The organism is Sphingobium sp. B8D3B (assembly GCF_025961875.1).
Lineage (GTDB): Bacteria > Pseudomonadota > Alphaproteobacteria > Sphingomonadales > Sphingomonadaceae > Sphingobium.
The window spans coordinates 1,635,217-1,654,650 of sequence record NZ_JAOQON010000001.1; the positions used below are offsets into that span (position 1 = coordinate 1,635,217).

Annotated in this window: 17 protein-coding genes and 2 tRNA genes; 8 read left to right on the forward strand and 11 right to left on the reverse strand. The window is 65.2% G+C overall.

Annotated elements, in window-relative coordinates:
• Nucleotides 1–52: 52 nt before the first annotated feature.
• Nucleotides 53–2,398, forward strand: a complete 2,346-nt coding sequence (locus tag M2343_RS07645; RefSeq protein WP_264576188.1) for an acetamidase/formamidase family protein — start codon at nucleotides 53–55, stop codon at nucleotides 2,396–2,398.
• On the opposite strand, the gene M2343_RS07650 is transcribed toward M2343_RS07645, so the two are convergent.
• The 9 genes from M2343_RS07650 to M2343_RS07690 all read right to left on the reverse strand — a co-directional run bounded on the left by M2343_RS07650 (nucleotide 2,388) and on the right by M2343_RS07690 (nucleotide 10,373).
• Complete coding sequence (locus tag M2343_RS07650; RefSeq protein WP_264576189.1) at nucleotides 2,388–3,704, reverse strand: serine hydrolase domain-containing protein; 1,317 nt, start codon at nucleotides 3,702–3,704, stop codon at nucleotides 2,388–2,390. The genes M2343_RS07645 and M2343_RS07650 overlap by 11 nt on opposite strands.
• On the reverse strand, nucleotides 3,704–4,516 hold the full coding sequence (locus tag M2343_RS07655; RefSeq protein ID WP_264576190.1) for a TauD/TfdA dioxygenase family protein: 813 nt from the start codon (nucleotides 4,514–4,516) through the stop codon (nucleotides 3,704–3,706). The genes M2343_RS07650 and M2343_RS07655 overlap by 1 nt, the downstream gene beginning before the upstream one ends.
• Before the next feature lie 78 nt (nucleotides 4,517–4,594).
• Nucleotides 4,595–5,614, reverse strand: a complete 1,020-nt coding sequence (locus M2343_RS07660) for a helix-turn-helix domain-containing protein (RefSeq protein ID WP_264576191.1) — start codon at nucleotides 5,612–5,614, stop codon at nucleotides 4,595–4,597.
• Nucleotides 5,595–6,686 carry an acetamidase/formamidase family protein gene (locus tag M2343_RS07665; protein WP_181559146.1) on the reverse strand — a complete coding sequence of 364 codons (1,092 nt, stop codon included), beginning with the start codon at nucleotides 6,684–6,686 and terminating at the stop codon, nucleotides 5,595–5,597. The genes M2343_RS07660 and M2343_RS07665 overlap by 20 nt, the downstream gene beginning before the upstream one ends.
• Nucleotides 6,687–6,726: 40 nt before the next feature.
• Nucleotides 6,727–7,509 carry a 4,5-DOPA dioxygenase extradiol gene (gene ygiD, locus M2343_RS07670; RefSeq protein WP_264576192.1) on the reverse strand — a complete coding sequence of 261 codons (783 nt, stop codon included), beginning with the start codon at nucleotides 7,507–7,509 and terminating at the stop codon, nucleotides 6,727–6,729.
• Between the two features lie 201 nt (nucleotides 7,510–7,710).
• Nucleotides 7,711–8,196, reverse strand: coding sequence for a VOC family protein (locus tag M2343_RS07675; protein WP_181559144.1), 486 nt, complete (start codon nucleotides 8,194–8,196; stop codon nucleotides 7,711–7,713).
• 144 nt (nucleotides 8,197–8,340) lie between these two features.
• Nucleotides 8,341–9,543: an aromatic ring-hydroxylating oxygenase subunit alpha gene (locus M2343_RS07680; RefSeq protein ID WP_181559143.1), complete on the reverse strand. Its 1,203-nt coding sequence runs from the start codon at nucleotides 9,541–9,543 to the stop codon at nucleotides 8,341–8,343.
• Between the two features lie 314 nt (nucleotides 9,544–9,857).
• Nucleotides 9,858–9,933, reverse strand: a tRNA-Ala gene (locus M2343_RS07685).
• 110 nt (nucleotides 9,934–10,043) lie between these two features.
• Nucleotides 10,044–10,373 carry a TIGR02300 family protein gene (locus M2343_RS07690; protein ID WP_181559142.1) on the reverse strand — a complete coding sequence of 110 codons (330 nt, stop codon included), beginning with the start codon at nucleotides 10,371–10,373 and terminating at the stop codon, nucleotides 10,044–10,046.
• Nucleotides 10,374–10,545: 172 nt separating this feature from the next.
• On the opposite strand from M2343_RS07690, the gene aroA reads away from it, so the two are divergent.
• From aroA to M2343_RS07725, 7 genes are all read left to right on the forward strand, one after another.
• Nucleotides 10,546–11,886 carry a 3-phosphoshikimate 1-carboxyvinyltransferase gene (aroA, locus tag M2343_RS07695; RefSeq protein ID WP_264576194.1) on the forward strand — a complete coding sequence of 447 codons (1,341 nt, stop codon included), beginning with the start codon at nucleotides 10,546–10,548 and terminating at the stop codon, nucleotides 11,884–11,886.
• On the forward strand, nucleotides 11,883–12,512 hold the full coding sequence (locus M2343_RS07700; RefSeq protein ID WP_264576195.1) for a (d)CMP kinase: 630 nt from the start codon (nucleotides 11,883–11,885) through the stop codon (nucleotides 12,510–12,512). Before aroA ends, M2343_RS07700 begins: the two co-directional genes overlap by 4 nt.
• A 176-nt stretch (nucleotides 12,513–12,688) precedes the next feature.
• Entirely contained in the window at nucleotides 12,689–14,389 is a 1,701-nt protein-coding gene (gene rpsA / locus M2343_RS07705; protein WP_181559139.1) for a 30S ribosomal protein S1, read from the forward strand.
• A gap of 213 nt (nucleotides 14,390–14,602) precedes the next feature.
• Nucleotides 14,603–14,887, forward strand: a complete 285-nt coding sequence (locus M2343_RS07710; RefSeq protein ID WP_181559138.1) for an integration host factor subunit beta — start codon at nucleotides 14,603–14,605, stop codon at nucleotides 14,885–14,887.
• A gap of 162 nt (nucleotides 14,888–15,049) precedes the next feature.
• Nucleotides 15,050–15,136, forward strand: a tRNA-Leu gene (locus M2343_RS07715).
• Between the two features lie 116 nt (nucleotides 15,137–15,252).
• A complete protein-coding gene (locus M2343_RS07720) occupies nucleotides 15,253–16,743 on the forward strand; it encodes an ABC transporter substrate-binding protein (RefSeq protein ID WP_264576196.1) in 1,491 nt (496 codons plus the stop codon).
• Between the two features lie 77 nt (nucleotides 16,744–16,820).
• Nucleotides 16,821–17,228 carry a DUF4112 domain-containing protein gene (locus M2343_RS07725; protein ID WP_264576197.1) on the forward strand — a complete coding sequence of 136 codons (408 nt, stop codon included), beginning with the start codon at nucleotides 16,821–16,823 and terminating at the stop codon, nucleotides 17,226–17,228.
• A gap of 32 nt (nucleotides 17,229–17,260) precedes the next feature.
• Here the strand turns inward: M2343_RS07725 and nadC are convergent, their stop codons facing one another.
• Both nadC and M2343_RS07735 read right to left on the reverse strand, forming a co-directional pair.
• Nucleotides 17,261–18,121, reverse strand: a complete 861-nt coding sequence (gene nadC / locus M2343_RS07730; RefSeq protein WP_264576198.1) for a carboxylating nicotinate-nucleotide diphosphorylase — start codon at nucleotides 18,119–18,121, stop codon at nucleotides 17,261–17,263.
• Nucleotides 18,105–19,418: a DUF2254 domain-containing protein gene (locus M2343_RS07735; RefSeq protein ID WP_264576199.1), complete on the reverse strand. Its 1,314-nt coding sequence runs from the start codon at nucleotides 19,416–19,418 to the stop codon at nucleotides 18,105–18,107. The genes nadC and M2343_RS07735 overlap by 17 nt, the downstream gene beginning before the upstream one ends.
• Nucleotides 19,419–19,434: the final 16 nt, after the last annotated feature.

Sequence of the window (19,434 nt, forward strand, 5' to 3'; positions counted from 1 at the left end):
TTGGCGGGCATAAAGACCCGGGAGAGGCGCACCAAAACATAGAGAACCGCCGTTGCGCTCGACTACAAATGCCTACCCCAAGGAGCAGCGACTCAGCGCATGGAGCTTTGCGCTCAAGCGCCTTTCGATCACGCTGGAGGCCGCCGACGAAGCCACGCTCTATGGCGAGCTGATCCAGTTCACCAGCAGCAATGGCATCGTGTTCGTCCGCCTGCTGGCGACCGCTCAGGAATATACCGTTGATTTTCGCGACGAGCCGGGCTGCTTCTGGCTGGCCGTGACGCTGGATGCGCCAAGCGTGGCGCGCAATGCCACCACCAGCTTCACCCTCGATGATGGCCACATGGTCTGCGCGCGCAGCGAAATGCCGATGTCGCTGCAGTTCACCGGCGATCACCGCGTGCTGCTGCTGAAGATTCCACCGCGCGCGCTCGATCAGCGCCTCAAGGCCCTGCTACCCGAAAAGCCCCGGCACCTTTCCGCCGACAGCGGCCCTGCCCGCCTGCTCTCCACCGTGCTGCGCTCGCTGGCGGACATGGGCAATGATGTGACGGACGAGGAACTACGTCCCGTCGAACTGGCCCTGCCCGAGTTTCTGCTGGCCAGCCTGCTCAACGATGCGCCGGCCCGCGCGCTCGGGGGCGCCGCGGGGATGCGCGCCGCGCTGCTGGAGCGGATCTTCCAAACCATCGAGATGCGCCTCTCGGACCCCAATCTGAATTACCAGCAGGTTGCCGCCGAACATGGTATCTCGCCGCGCTATCTGCAGAAGCTGTTCGAATCCATAGACGACAGCTTTGGCCATTATGTGAAGGTGCGGCGGCTGGAGCGCTGCCGGCTCGACCTGCGCAGCCCGCTCCACGTCCAGAAATCGATCTCGGACATTCTGTTCCAATGGGGCTTCAACGATTCCGCCTCGTTCAGCCGCGCCTTCCGCGAGCAATATGGCATTTCCCCGCGCGACTATCGCAAGATGCCGGCCGTGGACGAGGCCGATCATGGCCCCGACACGCTGCGGCGCGGCCGTTCGACCGCCAAGCGGGCGGTCAGCGACGAAGCCGCCGTCGCGCCGGTCGAGGAGTTGGAGATCGGCGAGGCGGACGCAGACGGCGTCGAGGCCAATGTCATCCCGGCGATTGGCGATGAAGGCACGGTGCGGCATCATCATCTGCCGGTCAGCCCGCGCACGGTCCATTGGGGCTATTTCAGCTCGGCGATCAAACCGGCGCTGATGGTGCGCTCAGGCGACTTCGTGACGGTGGAGACACTGACCCACCACGCCAATGACGATCCCGAGCGCATGGTCGAGGGCGATCATGGCGCGGAGAGCGTCTATCGCTGGGACGAGACAGGCCGGGCTATCGAGCGGCGCGGCGCTGGCCCGATGAGTGCCAGCGAGTTCGGACGCGGCCCCGGCGAGGGCTTTGGCGTGCATATCTGCACCGGGCCGATCGCCATTCAGGGCGCGGAGCCGGGCGACATCATCGAAGTACGCATCCTCAGCCTGGAACCCCGCCGCAGCGGCAATCCCCGCTTTCAGGGCAAGTCCTTCGGCAGCAATGCCGCAACCTTCTGGGGCTTCCACTATAACGACCTGCTCACCGAGCCGAAGAACCGCGAGGTGATTACCATCTATGAGGTTGAATCCGGCGGCGAACGGCGGCCGACGGCCCACGCGGTCTATTCCTATCACTGGACACCGCAGACCGACCCCTCAGGCACCGTCCACGAGCGCTATGATTATCCGGGCGTCCCCGTCGATCCCGAAACGATCGAGCGCAATTACGACATCCTGCAGAATGTCGAAATCCCGATCCGCCCGCATTTCGGCGTGATCGCGCTGGCGCCGGCCCAGGCCGAGCCGGTCGACACCATTCCGCCCAGCGCCTTTGGCGGCAATATGGACAATTGGCGGACCGGCCCGGGATCGAGCGTGTTTCTGCCCGTGCAGGTCTCCGGCGGACTGCTCTCGCTCGGCGACCCGCATGCCTCGCAGGGCGATTCCGAACTATGCGGCACCGCCATCGAATGCTCGATGACCGCGCTCATTCAGGTGATCCGCCACCCCGCCGGCGAGCTGACCGGCAAGCTGCGCGACCTCGATTACCCCATGATCGAAACCGAGACCGAATGGGTCATCATGGGCTTCAGCCATCCCGATTATCTGAAGGAACTGGGCGAGGATGCGCAGAGCGAAGTCTACAAGCGCGCATCCATCGATGCCGCCATGCGCGACGCATTCCGCAAGGCGCGGCGGTTCCTGATGACCACCAAGGATCTCTCGGAAGACGAAACCATCTCGCTTCTCTCGGTCGGGGTGGATTTCGGCATCTCGCAGGTCGCCAACGGCAATTGGGGCGTCCACGCGATCATTCGCAAGGAACTGTTTACCGCCTGATCGCTGGCTCCCGCTCGGCAAGCACGGCCTGCGCTGCCTGATCAACGAGGCGCCGCAATCTGATCGTCCTATCCACGAAGGCCGGGCCGACCAGCACATTGGTCATGACGATGGCGACCAGATTTCGGCCGGGATGGACGAAGAAATAGCTGTTGGCGGACCCCGACCAGCCGCCGGCGCCGGCCGGCATCCCGCCGCGCTGCTCGCTGACCGCATCGCCAATGCCGAGGCCATAGCCGAACAGGACATTCTCGTGCGGCTGCCCGCCAGTCTCCAGCCGGGGCTGGAACATCTGGTCCACTTTCTCCGGCCGGAGGAGGCGCTTGCCGTGCCACGTCCCCCGATTGGCCAGCATCTGCGCGAAGTTCAGATAATCATGCAGCGTGCCGGCCAGCGCCCCGCCGCCGTCGAACGGCCGGGCGGGGTCGCGATATTCGGACGTCGCCGCCGGCTCGATAGCCTGCAGGCCGCCGTCCACCGCCGCATAATTGGTGACGAGCCGTGTGGCGCGCGCATCGTCCACCACGAAGCGCGTGTCCGTCATCTCGAGCGGATCGAAAATGCGGGCTTGCAAGAACGCATCGAGGCCCTGCCCCGTGACCCGCTCGATCAGCGCGCCCAGAATGCCGGTGGAATTGCCATAAGAGAAGCGCGCGCCGGGCTGATGCAGCAGCGGGGCCTTGGCGAGGCGCGCGATCAGCTCGTCCATCGTTCTCGCTGGCGGCGCATCATCAGCATTCTGCCCGACCCCGCCAGCGCGCATCACCCCATGGCGGCGATAATATTGCTGCACCGGGCCATTGCCGGTGAAATTGTAAGTTACCCCGCTGCTATGGGTGAGCAGATCGCCAATGGTCACCGGGCGGTTCAGCGGCTCGGTCACCATCGCATCGAGGCTGCCGCTCTTGTAGACCCGCAGATCGGCGAATTCCGGCATGTAGCGGCTGAGCGGCGCATCGATGGCGATCTTGCCTTCTTCCACCAACATCATCACCGCGAGGCTCGTGATCGGCTTGGTCATCGAATAGAGCCGGAAGATCGCATCGGCGGGCAGTGCACGGTCGGCTTCGAGGTCCAGCTTACCGATCGAAACGCGAAGCCGCTCCCGCCCGTCCTTGACGATCACGGCTTGCGCATTGGGCAGCTCTCGCGCCTCGACCATGGCCTGCAGCCCCGCACGCAGGGCGGCCAGTGCATCGGTCGGCGCGACGGCCTCTGCCGCAGCACCGGCCTTGGCCGCGAGCGGCGTGGCCGTCAGCCAGAGACAGGCCAGCGCACCAGCCGCCAGTCGGGCGGCGGCCCGCATCAGTACGGCCGGTCGCCTGCGATCGTCACCCGATAGCCCGAGCGCGTCTCCGGGAAATAGTCCCAGGTCGCGAAATGCTGCGTGCAGCGATTGTCCCAGAAGGCGACCGAATGCGGCTGCCAGCGGAAGCGGACCTGGAAATTCGGGTTCTTCACATGCTCGGTGAGGAAGCGCAGCACCGCGTCCCCTTCCTCCGCGGAGAGACCGTTGATCTTGATCGTCTTCGACTTGCTGATGAACAGGCATTTGCGCTTGGTCACCGGATGGGTGCGGACGACAGGGTGCGTGTTGCGTGGGTAGACCTTGTCCACATCCGGGAACAATTCGCGATAGATGTGGTTGGAATCGTGGACCGCCGTCAGCGGTTCCAGAAAAGCCTGCATGGCCGGCGACAGCGCATCATAGGCGGCATACATGCTCGACCACAGCGTATCGCCGCCCGTGGGGGGCACGGTGTGCATATAGAGGATGCTGCCCATGGGCGGTTCGGCATCTTCACTCAGGTCCGAATGCCAGTCCTCGCCGGCGATGAACTTGCTGTTGGCGTCCGCGTGGATCGACACGATCTCGGGATGCTCTGCAAGGCCGGACACACCGCTGTGCAGCGCCAGCTCGCCGAAATAGCGGCCCAGGCGCTTGTGATTGTCATGCTCCAGATTCTGGTCGCGGAAGAACAGCACCTGATGTTCCATCAGCGCATCATGCAGCTCGCTGACGACCTTGTTGCCGAGCGGGGCGTTCAGATCGACCCCGAACACTTCGGCACCGATCCGCCGGGTGACGGGGCGGATATCAAGAACATCATAGGACATGGCGAACAACCTCGACTGGAACGTAACCCTTGGCATGTGGGCTGCGCGATCATGCGCCAGCGGCGCACACACGTCTTGTCAGCCCGCGAAAGCTCGATTGTCCGGCAGCGCCTGCCGCGCATTGGCGCGGGTCTGGCGCGGCGCCTCCTCGAAGCGCTCGCGATAGGCCCGGCTGAAATGCGCCGACTGGTTGAAACCCCAGCGAAACGCGATCTCGGAAATGCTCAATTGCGCATGAAGCGGATTGACGAGATCGGCCCGCGCGCGCTCAAGGCGGCGCCCCTTCACATAGCCGGTCACCGTCTGCCCTGAGCGCGCAAAGAGCTGCTGGATATAGCGCACCGACACGCCCTCGCTGCGCGCAACGGACTGCACCGAGAGGTCCGCGTCGGTCAGATTGGTTTCGATCGTGCGGCAGATCCGCTCGAACTGCCGAGCGCGGTGCGCGGCGGCACCACCCTTGGCCTCCACGCCGCCGGCATGCGCGATCACCGGGACGAGCAATTCGATCAGCGCCGTCTCAAGCGGCGCGAATTCGCGCGCCCGGCCTTGCGAGAGCGAGTCAGCGGCGCTGCGCAACAGCGCCAGCAGCGCGTGAGCCACCATGCTGTCCGGCTGAATAACGCCGATGCGGCGGGCGAGCGGCGCCAGCATCCGGGCGTCGATCGCGACGCTGGGGATGCGCACGAAGAACTGGCGGAACTGCGTCTTGAACCGAAGCGCGGCGTCGACGCCCGTCGCGCCGTAGATGAGGCAGTCGCCGGTGAGCGGCATCACGCCTTCATGCGTCTCCAGCGACGCCTCGCCATCGATGAGCAGACCCAGCCACAGGCCGGGCGCGGCCCCCGGCGTGCGGCCCGCGATGGTGAGGGCGCCGCCCGTCACCACCGCGAATTCAAAGCCCATCGGCGAGGTAATGGCGAGCACCGACCCGCCTGCCTCCGCCGTATTGGGAAACGGCATTTGCAGGCGCTGCATGGCGGCGGCCCATGCCGGTGCGCGCTCCGCCGCCGGCAGCGACGCGACGTCGAAGGACCAGGCGTCCGGACTGGAGACTGCCTCCCCCGGCCGGGCCGGATCAGCGGGGATCGCGGACACTGCCCTTGTTCGGGAACATGCCACGGTCGATCCGCACATGGATGCCCTGCGTGCCATCGACAACCTGCGTCACGCCGAAGTCGGCGCCGACGCTCATCAGCGAATAGGCGTCCGTCCGCGACAGGCCCTGATGTTCGGAGAGCAGCTCGATCATGTCCATGGCGGCATTCTTCATCGCTGCATCGAGATCGTCGCCAAAGCCATGGACGATCCAGTGATTGGGCGTCTCCAGCAGCGGCGATGGGAACTTGAAGTCCTTGCGCAGGATGATCTGGAACAGCACGTCGAGCGAGGCCTCAATGGCCGTGCCGCTGATCTCGCCATCGCCCTGGCTGACATGCGGATCGCCGATAGAGAACAGCCCGCCCTTGACCTGCACCGGATAATACATGCGGGCATTGGCGCCGATCCGCCAGTTATCGATATTGCCGCCATGCAGGCCCGGCGGAATGGTGCTGACCGGCGCATCGACCGCAGGCGCAACGCCAGCGGTGCCGAGATGCGGGCGGGCGGGGATGGTCACGCCGGGCAGCGCCGGTTGCCGGTCGCAATGCGGGCAGTTGGTGATGCGGCCAGGCGTCGTGTAAACGCCCTCGACATCATAGGCGTAAAGCGCGGTGGCGGTGTTGGCGTTCGGATCCAGCTCGTAGATCGTCACGCGCTCGGTCTCGCCGAACTCCTTGTAGAGATGCCCCCAGTTCGCCTGCAGGTTGGAGCCGTAATTGAAGCGCGGCGTCATCTGGAAATAGCGTACTTCCAGCATGTCGCCGGGCTCTGCGCCCTCGACGTAGATCGGTCCGGTCATGATGTGACAGCCCGGTGCGCGCGTGCTGGGATCGACCTCGGTAAAGATGCGCTGGATGTGCTCGTCGAACATCAGCTCGGGATCATCGCCGGCGTGGTGCGTCACCGCCTGCGCCTGGATGAGATCGCCGCTCTTGACGGTCAGCGCTGGTTTCAGTTCCGGTGAGAAGAAGCCCCAGTGCACGGTCTCAGGCGTCGCCCGCAAATAGTGCAGCGCTCCGGGCTGCGTTTCGCTCCGTCGCATTCCATGATTGCAGATCAGCGCCATAATTCCCCTGCTCGTCAGTCAGTGTTGGGTTTGTGGAGGCTCAGGAAGCCCCGATGAGGATGCTCGTCATGCCGAGCGACTTGTGATGGATGAAATTGGGGTGCAGCTGCGCTTCCTCACCCGGATGACGCGCACCCAGCACATAGAGCAGCGGCCAGAAATGGTCGGGCGTCGGCACCGACAGGCGGGCATCGTCGCCCAGCGCCGCGAAATCGATGACCGTCTGCGGGCGATCCGCGACCACGGCGTCCAGCATCGTGCGGTTGAACCGGTCGGCCCACGGATAGGGCTCGGCATCCGGGTTGTTCCAGTCCATCGCCGGCAGATTGTGGACGATGTTGCCGGTGCCCATGATGAGCACGCCCTCGTCGCGCAGCGGGCGGAGCATCTGGCCGATCTTCCAGTGCTGCTCGGGCGTGGCATTCACGTCCATGCCCAGCTGCACGACAGGAATATCGGCCTCGGGATAAGCGTGGACGAGCACCGTCCAGGTGCCATGATCCAGGCCCCAATTGGCATCCATATGGACCGGCACGGGATCGAGCAGTTCGGCCACACGCCGCGCCAGGGCGGGATCGCCGGGCGCGGGATATTGCGTGTCGAACAAGGCCTGAGGGAAGGCACCGAAATCGTGGATCGTGCGGGGCTGCGCCATCGCCGTCACGGCCGTGCCGCGTGTCAGCCAGTGCGCCGAGATGCACAGGATCGCCTTGGGCTTGCCGATGCTCTGTGCGATGCCCTGCCAGGCCTGCGTGGTGCTGCTCTGCTCGAGCGCCACCATGGGGCTGCCATGGCCGAAGAAGATCAGCGGCAGGCGGCTCATTGTCCGGCTCCCGCTGCGCAGGCGCACCTTGCGGACAGACAGGGTTGAACTTGTAGGCTCATGGTCGCTTTTGCCTCATGCTTGCCGCTCGGGCCGTTGCATTGGATGACTGGAGGCTATGGGAAGGGTCGCGGCCCGGTCTTGCAGATTGGCGCACAACATGTTGTTCCGCCAACCCGCCAAGCGGGCCGCACGCACCCCTCATTCCTTGGTGAACGTCTCGGGAATCTGCGGATTCTCGCCCGCCTTGCCCCACAGCAGGATCTCATTGCCCCACGGGTCGACGAAGCAGTGGTTATAGCCGTTGAACTCGGCCCAATAATGGTCGCGCCACAGCAGGGTCGCGCCCAGCTCCTGCGCCGTCGCCAGGATTCGATCCGCCGAATCATCGTCGCTGATCAACACCCAGATGCGCGGCTTGCGGCCATCGCTGGCGATATGGCGCGGCGCGACGCCTGCCGGGTCGGGATGCGGGCGCATATTGTCGACCTTGGCGATGCCCATATGGAGATTGCCGATCTCGCTGTCCGTCCCGTCCTTCTTCTTGAAGAAGCCGCCCGGCACCATGCGGTGATAGACGCCCATCGGGCGGGGATCATTCTCCCAGCCGAAGACCTGCGCGTAGAATTCGCCGGCAGCATTGGGATCGTCGGCGGGAATATCGAAGAAAATAAGCGAATTGGTCATCATCACCTCTGACTGGACACAAGCCTTTCGGCCGCCGCGCCAGTTAGGCAGCGCGGCGGACGCGAAGCTGTGTCTCCTGCGAACAATGTTTTGATTTCGGGCCTCAGCCCGTCGCGGCGAGGCCCTGCCCCGCCGCCGGCGAGATCAGGAGGTTGCGTGCAACCGCGTGACCGGCGCCGAGGGGCCGCGACGACGGTCCCACTCCTGCTGGTAGCGGTCCACCAGCCACACATTGAGCTGGCGCTGCGCATCTTCCTGCCAGCTATAGCGCCCGCGCGGGGCGAAGCGGGACGAGAGCCCCTGCTGCACCAGCAGATCGACGTGCAGATCCTGCGCGACGATATCCGCCGTGTGCTCGTCATTGATCCGGCGCTTTTCCTCGAACTCCGGGTCCTCGAAGGCGCTGGGATGATAGAGGCTGCCGAAGGTCAGGCCGTGCGTGGTCGGCGAACGCGCATCCATGATGAGGTAGATCACCACATCGTTGAGCACGACCAGCGACAGCGTCGGCGGCAGGTTCACGAACAGCAGCCGGCTCTGCTCCTCCTCCGTCAGCTTGGGGAAGACCGGCAGCAGCGCCTTCTCGGTGGGGTTGAAGCTCGCATTGGGGTGCGTGGACCCGTTGAGGCGATAATAGCCCGCCGTCTCGCGCGGCACTTCGGGGAAGCTCGCCAGCGAACTCGGGACGAAATCGTGCAGCCCCTGGTGAAGCCGGCTGGCATGATAACCATCATTGTTATTCTCGAACTGGACCTTCCAGTTCCACGGATATTCGTGGGACAGCGGCTCGGGGCCGCGCAGGCTGGCAAACTCGTAATTCGCCACCACCGGCTCGATCGGCCCCATGCGCGATGCCAGCGATTCCGCTTCGGAATCGAAATTGACGAAGATGAAGCCGTGCCACAGCTCCACCTTGAGCTTGGGCAGATTATACTGCGCCTTGTCGAAATTGCAGGTGCGGCCCATCGCCGGCGCGCCGACCAGCTTGCCGTCCAGATCATAGGACCAGTGGTGATAGGGGCAGGTGAAACCGCGCGTATTGCCCTTGCCTTCCGCCACCAGCATGGCGCGGTGCTGGCACACGGCGGACATCGCCTTGATCTCCCCGTCCCGCCCGCGCGAGATGATGATCGGCTCATTGGCGTGGCTGGTCGTGAAGAAATCCCCGACCTCCGCGATCCACTCGTCCCGCCCGACGCAGAGCCACTCGCGATAGAACAGCGCGTCCTTCTCGAAGTCGTAGAACTCCTGACTCGTGTAGATCTCCGGCGGCAGCGTCTCCGCCTCGTCCGTGGGCTTCACCGAGGAGGCAAAGCTGTCGAAGAACTTGTCGGTCAGAAGAGTCATGTCACATCCTCGCAATTGGCGACCACGCCGCGCCGCGCGTTCAGTCCCGACCCTCGGCCAGAACCGCCATGCAGCGCGAAGCACCCCAGGCTGAGAAGATGTGTACCAACCGCCGCCCCGACTGGCTTTGCGCCGGGCGACCAACTTTTTGTCGAGAGAGGCAGGGTGGACCGGGTGGCGCGAAGCTGCGCGGGTTGGCCGGCGCCGTCAATAAGAGAGGTTGGGGTGCATTCCGGACGCGGCGCTGGCCCGACGCCGCGCATTCACGACGGGGCACGCTCTATAGCGCTTAACCTGTCTGCGATAAGGGGAAATGGTGGAGCCGAGGGGGATCGAACCCCTGACCTCTACACTGCCAGTGTAGCGCTCTCCCAGCTGAGCTACGGCCCCGATCATTGCAGCGGCGACGGGTGGGTCCGTCGCGGCGAGGCGCTGCCTTTAGGTCAGGCTCTGCCTCGCTGCAAGTCCATTTTTTATGGCGCGCAATCTTTCCTGCGCGCTCAGTTTTCTTCGTCGTTATCGTCGCCGGCATCGACGCCGAGATCGTCATCGCCGCCGAGATCGACGTCGTTGTCGGGCGAGCCTTCGGCCTCATCGACGTCGATGTCGATGTCCAGATCATCGTCCGCCGTGCTTTCCGTATCCGCACCGGCCGCGACCTTCTGCGGCGCTTCCTCGAAGGGCAGCGGCTGCTTGGACTTGAGCACGGGCTCGGGCGTCCAGACATTGCCGCATTCGATGCATGTCACGGGCTCGTCCTTGCCCAGATCATAGAAGCGCGTTGCGCATTTGGGGCAGGTCCGCTTCGATCCCCATTCAGGCTTCACCATGTGCCGCCTCATCCTTCCAGAGAGTAATAGCCAAGTGCGCGGACAGGCAGGCCTGCCGCGAAGTGTGGGGCGCCTTGCCATAGCGGGCGGGCACTGTCAAAAGCAGTTCGCCATTTTTATTGCCCGCCCTCCTGCTCCGCGCAGCGACGGCCATTTTTCGGACCTGATTTTCATGACTGACATTGCGCGCAACATGCTCTTCGAGCCTGGCGCTCCGCTGCGCGGCACGGTGACCGTGCCCGGCGACAAGAGCATTTCCCACCGATCCCTGATGCTGGCCGCGCTGGCGGTGGGCGAAAGCCGCGTCTCCGGCCTGCTGGAGGGCGAGGACGTGCTGGCGACGGCGGCGGCGATGCGCGCGCTCGGCGCGCAGATCACGCGCGGCGAGGATGGCGTGTGGCGCATTCATGGCGTCGGCGTGGGCAGCCTGACGCAGCCAGCAACCGCGCTCGACATGGGCAATAGCGGCACCTCGACGCGCCTGCTGATGGGCCTGCTGGCAAGCCATGACCTCACCGCGACGTTCATTGGCGATGCCTCGCTCAGCAAGCGCCCAATGGGCCGCGTGACCACACCGCTCGGGCTGATGGGCGCCGAGTTCATGACCTCACCGGGCGGCCGCCTGCCGCTGACCATGCGCGGCATCGCCCCGGCGGTGCCGATCGAGTACCGGCTGCCGGTCGCCTCGGCGCAGGTCAAATCGGCGGTGCTGCTGGCCGGACTCAATACGCCGGGCATCACCCGCGTCATCGAGCCGGTGCCGACGCGCGACCACAGTGAGCGGATGCTGCGCGGCTTCGGGGTGGACCTGACCGTGGAGACCGAGGCGGACGGCACGCGGATCATCTCGCTGACCGGTGAGGCCGAGCTCAAGCCACAGACGCTGGTGGTGCCTGGCGACCCCTCCTCTGCCGCCTTCCCCGTGGTCGCGGCGCTGATCACGCCGGGGTCGGACATCACCGTCACCAATGTCGGGATGAACCCGACCCGCACCGGGCTGTTTGCCATGCTGCAGGCGATGGGCGCCGACCTGACACTGACCAACCAGCGCGAAGTCGGTGGCGAGCCGGTCGCGGATATCGTCGCGCGTCACAGCACGCTCACAGGCATCGACGTGCCGCCCGAGGTCGCGCCGAGCATGATCGATGAATTCCCGATCTTCTTCGTCGCGGCGGCCTGCGCACAGGGCACCACCCGCACCACCGGGCTGGACGAGTTACGCGTAAAGGAATCGGACCGGCTCGCCCTGATGGCGCAGGGCCTCGCCCGCCTCGGCGTGTCGGTAGAGGAGACACCCGACGGCCTCATCATCCACGGGCGCGGTGGTGAGCCGCTGGACGGGGGCAACGAATCGCCGACGATCGGTGCCGATCTCGATCACCGCATCGCGATGAGCTTCGCGGTCGCCGGTCATCACACACGCGGCGGCCTCATCATCGACGATATGAGCCCGGTCGCGACGAGCTTTCCCGGCTTCACCGACATGCTGGCCACGCTCAAGGGCGCGGCATGATCATTGCCGTCGATGGGCCCGCCGCCTCCGGCAAGGGCACAATCGCGCGGGCACTGGCGCGGCATTACGGCCTGCCCCATCTCGACACGGGCCTGCTGTATCGCGCCGTCGGCGTGACAGTCGCGCGGCAGGGCGGCGATGCCGACAATCCGGCCGACGCCGCAGCGGCCTGCGCTTTTCCGGATAGCCTGCTCGCCGATCCGGCGCTGCGGTCGGAGGAAGCCGGCCCTCTTGCCAGCCGCGTCTCGCGCCACCCGCAGGTGCGCGCGGCGCTGCTGGAGCGGCAGCGTGCCTTCGCCGCACAGCCGGGCGGCGCGGTGCTCGACGGGCGGGATATCGGCACGGTGATCGCGCCGGATGCCGACGCCAAATTGTTCGTCACCGCCAGCCTTGCGGTGCGCGCGCAGCGCCGCCATGCGGAGCTCTCCGCCCATGGCCATCCCGTCGCGCTGGAGGCCCTCTCCGCCGATCTCGCCGAGCGCGACGCGCGCGACATGCAGCGCGCCGATGCGCCCCTGAAGCAGGCCCAAGATGCGGACTTGCTGGATACCAGCAATTTGAGTATAGACGCCGCCGTTCAGCATGCGATCGCGCTGGTGGACGCTCGCCTGAAGAGTCGCCATTAGACGGCTTGGATGAGGCGCTTCGCGTTGCGAGGCGCCCTTTTGCTTTTCCCAAAGCACGAGTGATCGCCTTCGCGCCGCCTGGTGAATGCCCGGCCGGCATGAGGTCGTTCGGGCAGTTTGGCCAAAGACCACCGGAGACAACCGGTTGGCCAGCAACGACTTGAAGGAACTCTTACATGGCCTCTCAGGCAAACCCGACGCGCGATGATTTTGCCGCGCTTCTCAATGAATCTCTTGGTGGTGCAGACGGCGGCTTTGAAGGCCGCGTGGTCAAGGGCACCGTCACCGGCATCGAAAACGACCTCGCCGTCATCGACGTGGGCCTCAAGAGCGAAGGCCGCGTGCCGCTGCGCGAGTTCGCCATGCCCGGCCAGAAGGCCGATCTGAAGGTTGGCGACGAAGTCGAAGTCTATGTCGACCGTGTCGAGAACAGCAATGGCGAGGCCATGCTCTCGCGCGACCGCGCCCGCCGCGAAGCCGCGTGGGACAAGCTGGAATCCGAATTCGCCGAGAGCGCCCGCGTTGAGGGTGTCATCTTCGGCCGCGTCAAGGGCGGCTTCACCGTCGATCTCGACGGCGCCGTGGCCTTCCTTCCCGGCAGCCAGGTCGACATCCGCCCCGTGCGCGACGTCACCCCGCTCATGGACATTCCGCAGCCCTTCCAGATCCTCAAGATGGATCGTCGTCGTGGCAACATCGTCGTGTCGCGTCGCGCGATCCTGGAAGAGACCCGCGCCGAGCAGCGCAGCGGCCTCATCCAGACGCTGAGCGAAGGCCAGATCATCGAGGGCGTGGTCAAGAACATCACCGATTACGGTGCGTTCGTTGATCTGGGCGGCATTGACGGCCTGCTGCACGTCACGGATCTCAGCTACAAGCGGATCAACCACCCGAGCGAGATGATCAACATCGGCGACACGGTGAAGGTGCAGATCATCCGCATCAACCGCGACACACAGCGCATCAGCCTGGGCATGAAGCAGCTCGAGAGCGATCCCTGGGAAGGCGCATCGGCCAAGTACCCGATCGGCGCCAAGCTCTCCGGCCGCGTCACGAACATCACCGAATATGGTGCGTTCGTCGAGCTGGAGCCCGGCATCGAGGGTCTGGTCCACGTTTCGGAAATGTCCTGGACCAAGAAGAACGTCCACCCCGGCAAGATCGTTTCGACGAGCCAGGAAGTGGAAGTTCTGGTGCTCGAGGTCGATGCCGAGAAGCGTCGCATCAGCCTTGGCCTCAAGCAGGCCCAGTCCAACCCCTGGGAGAGCTTTGCCGAGCGTCACCCGGTCGGCAGCCAGGTCGAGGGCGAAGTCAAGAACGCCACCGAGTTCGGCCTGTTCATCGGCCTGGACGGCGACGTCGACGGCATGGTCCACATGTCCGACATCGCGTGGGGCATCTCGGGCGAGGACGCGCTCAACCTGCACCGCAAGGGCGAGACCGTTCAGGCCATCGTGCTTGACGTGGACGTCGAGAAGGAGCGCATCAGCCTCGGCATGAAGCAGCTCGAAAAGGGCGCGCCGGCAGCTGGCGCGGTGCGTGGCACCGGCCTCAACAAGAACGAGACCGTGACCGTGACCGTTCTTGAAGTCCGCGACGGCGGCCTGGAAGTTCAGGCTGGCGACGACGGCGTGACCGGCTTCATCAAGCGCAGCGACCTTGGCCGCGACCGCGACGAGCAGCGCCCCGAGCGCTTCCAGGTCGGCCAGAAGTTCGACGCGCTGGTGATCGGTTTCGATCGCTCCAAGAAGCCGAACTTCTCGGTCAAGGCGCTCCAGATCGCCGAAGAGAAGCAGGCTGTCGCGCAGTACGGTTCGTCCGACAGCGGCGCGTCGCTGGGCGACATTCTGGGCGAGGCGCTCAAGGCGAAGAACTGATCGCCGGGGCTTTTCCCACCCTCTAATAATTGCGGCAGTGGGCCGGTCGAGCAATCGGCCGGCCCACTCCGTTTGCGGGGTTCTGCGGGGATTTTTCTTGATTGCTCGCCGATGTTGGCGCATCGCGCGAGTCACGGAAAACGCAACGAAGGGGGACTCGGGGCACTTCCGGATTATGGGGGACGGCTTCGGCCTTTTCGGAAAGTAGCAGAGATGATTCGTTCTCAGCTCGTTCAAAAGCTTGCGCTTCTTCACCCTGACCTCAGCGGGCAGGAAGTCGATCGCATCGTGGATATCGTTTTCGACTCGATCACTGCGCGCCTGGCCGAAGGGGGCCGGGTAGAACTGCGCGGATTCGGTGCTTTCACCACACGCGCCCGAGACGGCCGCACGGGGCGCAATCCCCGCACAGGCGATTCGGTGGTGGTGCCGCCCAAGCGCGTGCCGCACTTCAAGCCCGGCAAGGAAATGCGCATTCGCCTGAATGCCGGCGACTGAGCACCGTCACCTGAGCCTTTGACGATCCGGCAGCCCGGCCATGCGGCAGCGCATCTGCCGGGTTGCGGTCATTGCGCGCACAGCATGTCCTTCACCCGGCTTGATAAGGGCTGGAACCGTCCTGCCGTGCATGGCATGGGCGTTCGCGCATCCCATGTGCTTGCGGACGTGGCGAAATCGGTAGACGCAGCAGACTTAAAATCTGCTTCTCATCTGAGAGTGCGGGTTCAAGTCCCGCCGTCCGCACCATAGCGAATGCGATGTCGCCCCTTTCAAGCGCAGCCATGGTTGGACGAATCGCGTCGGCAGGCTACGGCTTCCCTGTAACGTCGATGGATTCTTGTCCGAACAGGGAGTGAAAGGCGATGGGCACCCGCCCCGCGCGAACCTGGGTCCGCCCCCTGCTGGCATTGGCCGTACTCGCCACGGCGGGATGCAACAGCCCGCGCGATAACCGCACCGTTCGGGTGGACGTGATCGGCCAGAGCGAGGCGCTCGCCCAGCCGCTGCGCCACGGCAATGCACCGGCTGCCCGGCTGATCCTCGCCTCGACCGCGCAAGGGCTGCTGAGCTTCGACGCGCGCGGCGACATCGTGGGCGCGCTGGCGGAAAGCTGGATCGTCGAGGATGGCGGCCAGAGCTACATCTTCCGCCTGAAGCGGCTGCACTGGGCCGACGGCAAGCCGGTCCATGCCGATGAGGTCGCCCGGCTTCTGCGCGAGCGGATGCGCGCCAATCCGCTGCTGCTGGCGGGCCTTGCCCCCGATGTCCGCGCCATGACCGACCGGGTCATCGAAATAAGGCTCGACATGAGCCTCCCCGCCTTCCTGCAATTGCTCGCTCAACCGGACCTTGCGGTAATGACTCGCTCGGGCGACGGCACCGGCCCCTATCGCCGCGAGCCGGTTGCCAAGGGCGGACCGGTCGTGCTGGCACCCGCGTCAGCCGCCATTGAGGAGCCGCCCGAGGGCGAACCGGAGAGCGAAGCCGCGCCCCCAGTCGAGCGACGGGAAGTGCGCGCCGAGCGCGCGTCGCTGGCCTTGGTGCGCTTCCGCGCCCGCCATACCGATCTCGTGCTGGGCGGGCGCTTCCAGCACCTCCCCTTGATCGCCGCGGCCGGCCTCAACATGGCCGACGCGCAGGTCGACCCAGTCGAGGGCCTGTTCGGCCTCGCCTTTACGAGCACGTCGTCCTTCCTCGCGGACGTACCGGTGCGCGACGCGCTCGCCCGCCTTGTGGACCGGGACAAGCTCGCCGAGGTTCTGGGCTTGCCGGGCTGGCGCACCGCCACCTACCCGCTGCCTGCCTCCTATGAGCTGAACCGCCTGCCGAGCGCACCGGCCTGGTCCGGCCGCTCACGCGAGGAGCGCATCGAATCGGCCCGGCGGATCATAGACCGCTGGCGGGCGGACAAGGGTGACCCGCCAGTTCTGCGGGTCGCCCTGCCGGACGGGTCGGGAGCTTCCCTGCTGTTCCTGCGCCTGGTTCAGGATTTCGGACAGGCCGGATTGCAACTCGATCGGGTGGCTATCGACCAACCCGCCGATCTGCGGCTGATTGACGAGGTCGCGCCCTTTGATAGTGCGTTCTGGTATCTCGCCCGCCTCGATTGTTCGGCCGGGCTCCTGTGCGATCCGCGCGTGGCCAGCCGCCTCGCCGAGGCCCGCAAGAGCCAGAATGATGAGGAACGCGCTCAATTGCTGGCGGAAGCGGAGGAAGCGACGGTGGCGTTCAGCGGGTTCATTCCGCTCGGTCGCCCCATCCGCTGGTCGCTCGTCGGGCAGCGGCTCACCAACTTCAAACCGTCCTTGCGCGGAGTTCATCCATTGAATGCGCTGATCACCGTCCCCAACTAATCCATCGCGCTGCCAGCAAGGCAGCCTGTAAGGGAACGTGAATGGCCCGGGCGAGACCGCATAACGCCGCTGAAGAGATGGCGAGACAGTTTGAGAGCCTCGCCAGTTCGCGGCTCGGGCGCGATCCCCATGCGGTGCGCCGCCGCATCGAGATGATGGAGCAAGTGCTCGAAAATGCGATGGTGATCCCCGGAACGCGCATCCGCGTTGGGCTGGACGCCATGCTGGGCATCGTTCCCATCGTCGGCGATCTGCTCGCAGCGGCCATGGGCGCATGGATCGTTTGGGAGGCTCGCAATCTCGGGATGCCGCGCTGGCAGTTGCTGCGGATGAGCGGCAATGTCGCCTTCGACACCGCAATCGGCGCGGTTCCGCTGGTCGGCGATGCCTTCGACGTCATGTTCCGCTCGAACACGCGCAACCTGCGGATCATCCGCAAGCATCTCGACAAGCACCATCCCCAGACAGCGATTATCGAAGGCTAAGCAAGCGGGCTCCGTTCCTCGGCGCCTTGAGCCTAAATCTTGCTGAAATCGAGACCGATATCCGCCGCTGGCGCCGACTGCGTCAATCGCCCGACACTAACATAATCGACGCCGGTGCTGGCGATGGCGCGGATGGTCTCCAGCGTAACCCCGCCAGAGGCCTCCGTGGGCACGCGCTTTCCAACCAGCGTGACGGCGCCGCGCAGAACGCCCGGCGACATGTTGTCGAGCAGCAGATGCGTCGCCCCGGCCGCGATGGCCGGCTCGATCTGGTCGATCCGGTCGACCTCCACAATGACCTCGGCAATCCCGGCAGCCACTGCCCGGCGCACCGCCTCGTCCACCGATCCGGCGACAGCGACGTGATTGTCCTTGATCATCGCCGCGTCCCACAGGCCCATGCGATGATTTTTCGCGCCACCCATGCGCGTGGCATATTTCTCCAGCACGCGGAGGCCGGGGATCGTCTTGCGGGTATCGAGCAGCGTCGCTCCGGTGCCGGCGATGCGGTCCACATAAGCCCGCGTCATCGTGGCGATGCCGGTCAAGTGCTGCACCGTGTTGAGCGCCGACCGCTCCGCCGTGAGCATCGCGCGTGCGCGGCCCTTCAGGCGCATGAGGTCGGTGCCGGCCGGCACCTGATCACCATCCGCGACGAGCAGCGTGATCTCGACATCGGGATCGAGCGCACGGAAGAAGGCTTCGGCCAAAGGCAGGCCCGCAACCGTCACAGCGTCGCGGCTGTCCATCACACCGCTGAACACCGCGTCTGCGGGGATGACGCTCTGCGACGTCACATCCCGCCCGCCCCCATTGACCGGACCATCAAGGTCCTCGGCGAGGGTGGCTGCGACGAAGGCGTCGAGGTCGAAGCGGTCAAGTGTGAAGGGCATGATGCGCTCGCTTTTTCATCGCCGCCTCGAAAGCGCAAGAGCGTTCCTCAAGCTCGGCGAGGGAGGGACCGGCCAGCGCGATCCGCGCCTGCGCCATCAACCGCTCACCTTCCAGCCGCAGCGCCTCCCGCCGGGGCTGCGAGGCGAGGCCCGCGGAAATGCCCAGCAGACAATCGAGAAACTGCGCCGCAGCAATAGGGCTGGTCGCTGCGGCCGAGCGCAGGGAGCCGAAACCGCGCCGCAGGAAATGGTCGAAATCGTCATTGAGCGGAATGACACGCTGCCAGTCTTCTTCTTCCTCTCCCGGTCTGCTGCGCAGATCGCGCCGGGCAAGTTCGCTCATCGAAGCGCCGAGCCAGTGCATCGCCGTCACCGCCGTGAAGGGATCGTTGATGCCAGGCGACAAGGCCCGCAAGCCGATCTCGACCAGCTCGTCGATCAGAAATTCGATGTCCTGCGCCGGAGACCGAAATCCAGCGAGGGAAAAACAGTCCCGCAGTTGCTCGGCCATCTCATCATCCACATGACAGCCGTGGACGGACATCAAGCCAATCTCGGGATGCACAAAATCGCCGGGACGCAGGCGCATGACCACGCGGCATTTGTGCTCGCGGGCAACGTCAGCCAGGCCCGAGAAATCGACGATCTGGATATAGCCGCTGCCCGTCGCCGGCACGATCTGCCCGTCGGACAACGCCATCATCTCCACATCGTCGCCCTCTTTCGGAAAGCGCTGGCGCACTTCCTTGGTGAGGCGCCTTCCGATCTCCTCAAGTACGGAATTGATGCGGATGCTGGCGGGCACATGATTGAGGAAGAAGACCAGCACGCCGATGGAAATCAGCATCAGGCCGGTGGCGATGACCAGCGAGAGTTGCGGCACGAACCCCACATCGACACTGGATTCCGCCGCCTCCCGGACGACCCGCAGCACCATGACGGCATAGACGAACGTGCCGATGAACGTCGCCAGCGAGAGCTGGTTGCCGCGATCTTCCATGAAATTGATGAGCAGGCGCGGGCCGTAATTACCCGAGGCATAGACCACGGCGGCAATGGTGATCGAGAAAACGGTCGACGCCACGCCGATCATCGATCCGGCAATCACGTTGAGGACATTGCGCGCCCCCTCCGGCCGCGCGGCATCCACGAACTTGACGAGATGGGCGGCCTGCCCCGAGCGATCGATGGCGATAGTGACGATCGCCAGCACGAGGGCGAGCATCGTGAACAGCGCCGGATAGAACCAGTAGCTCGCGTTAACGTTCAGCCAGAGCGAGCGCAGGCGGACGATCACCGGGGCGGCTCCCCGC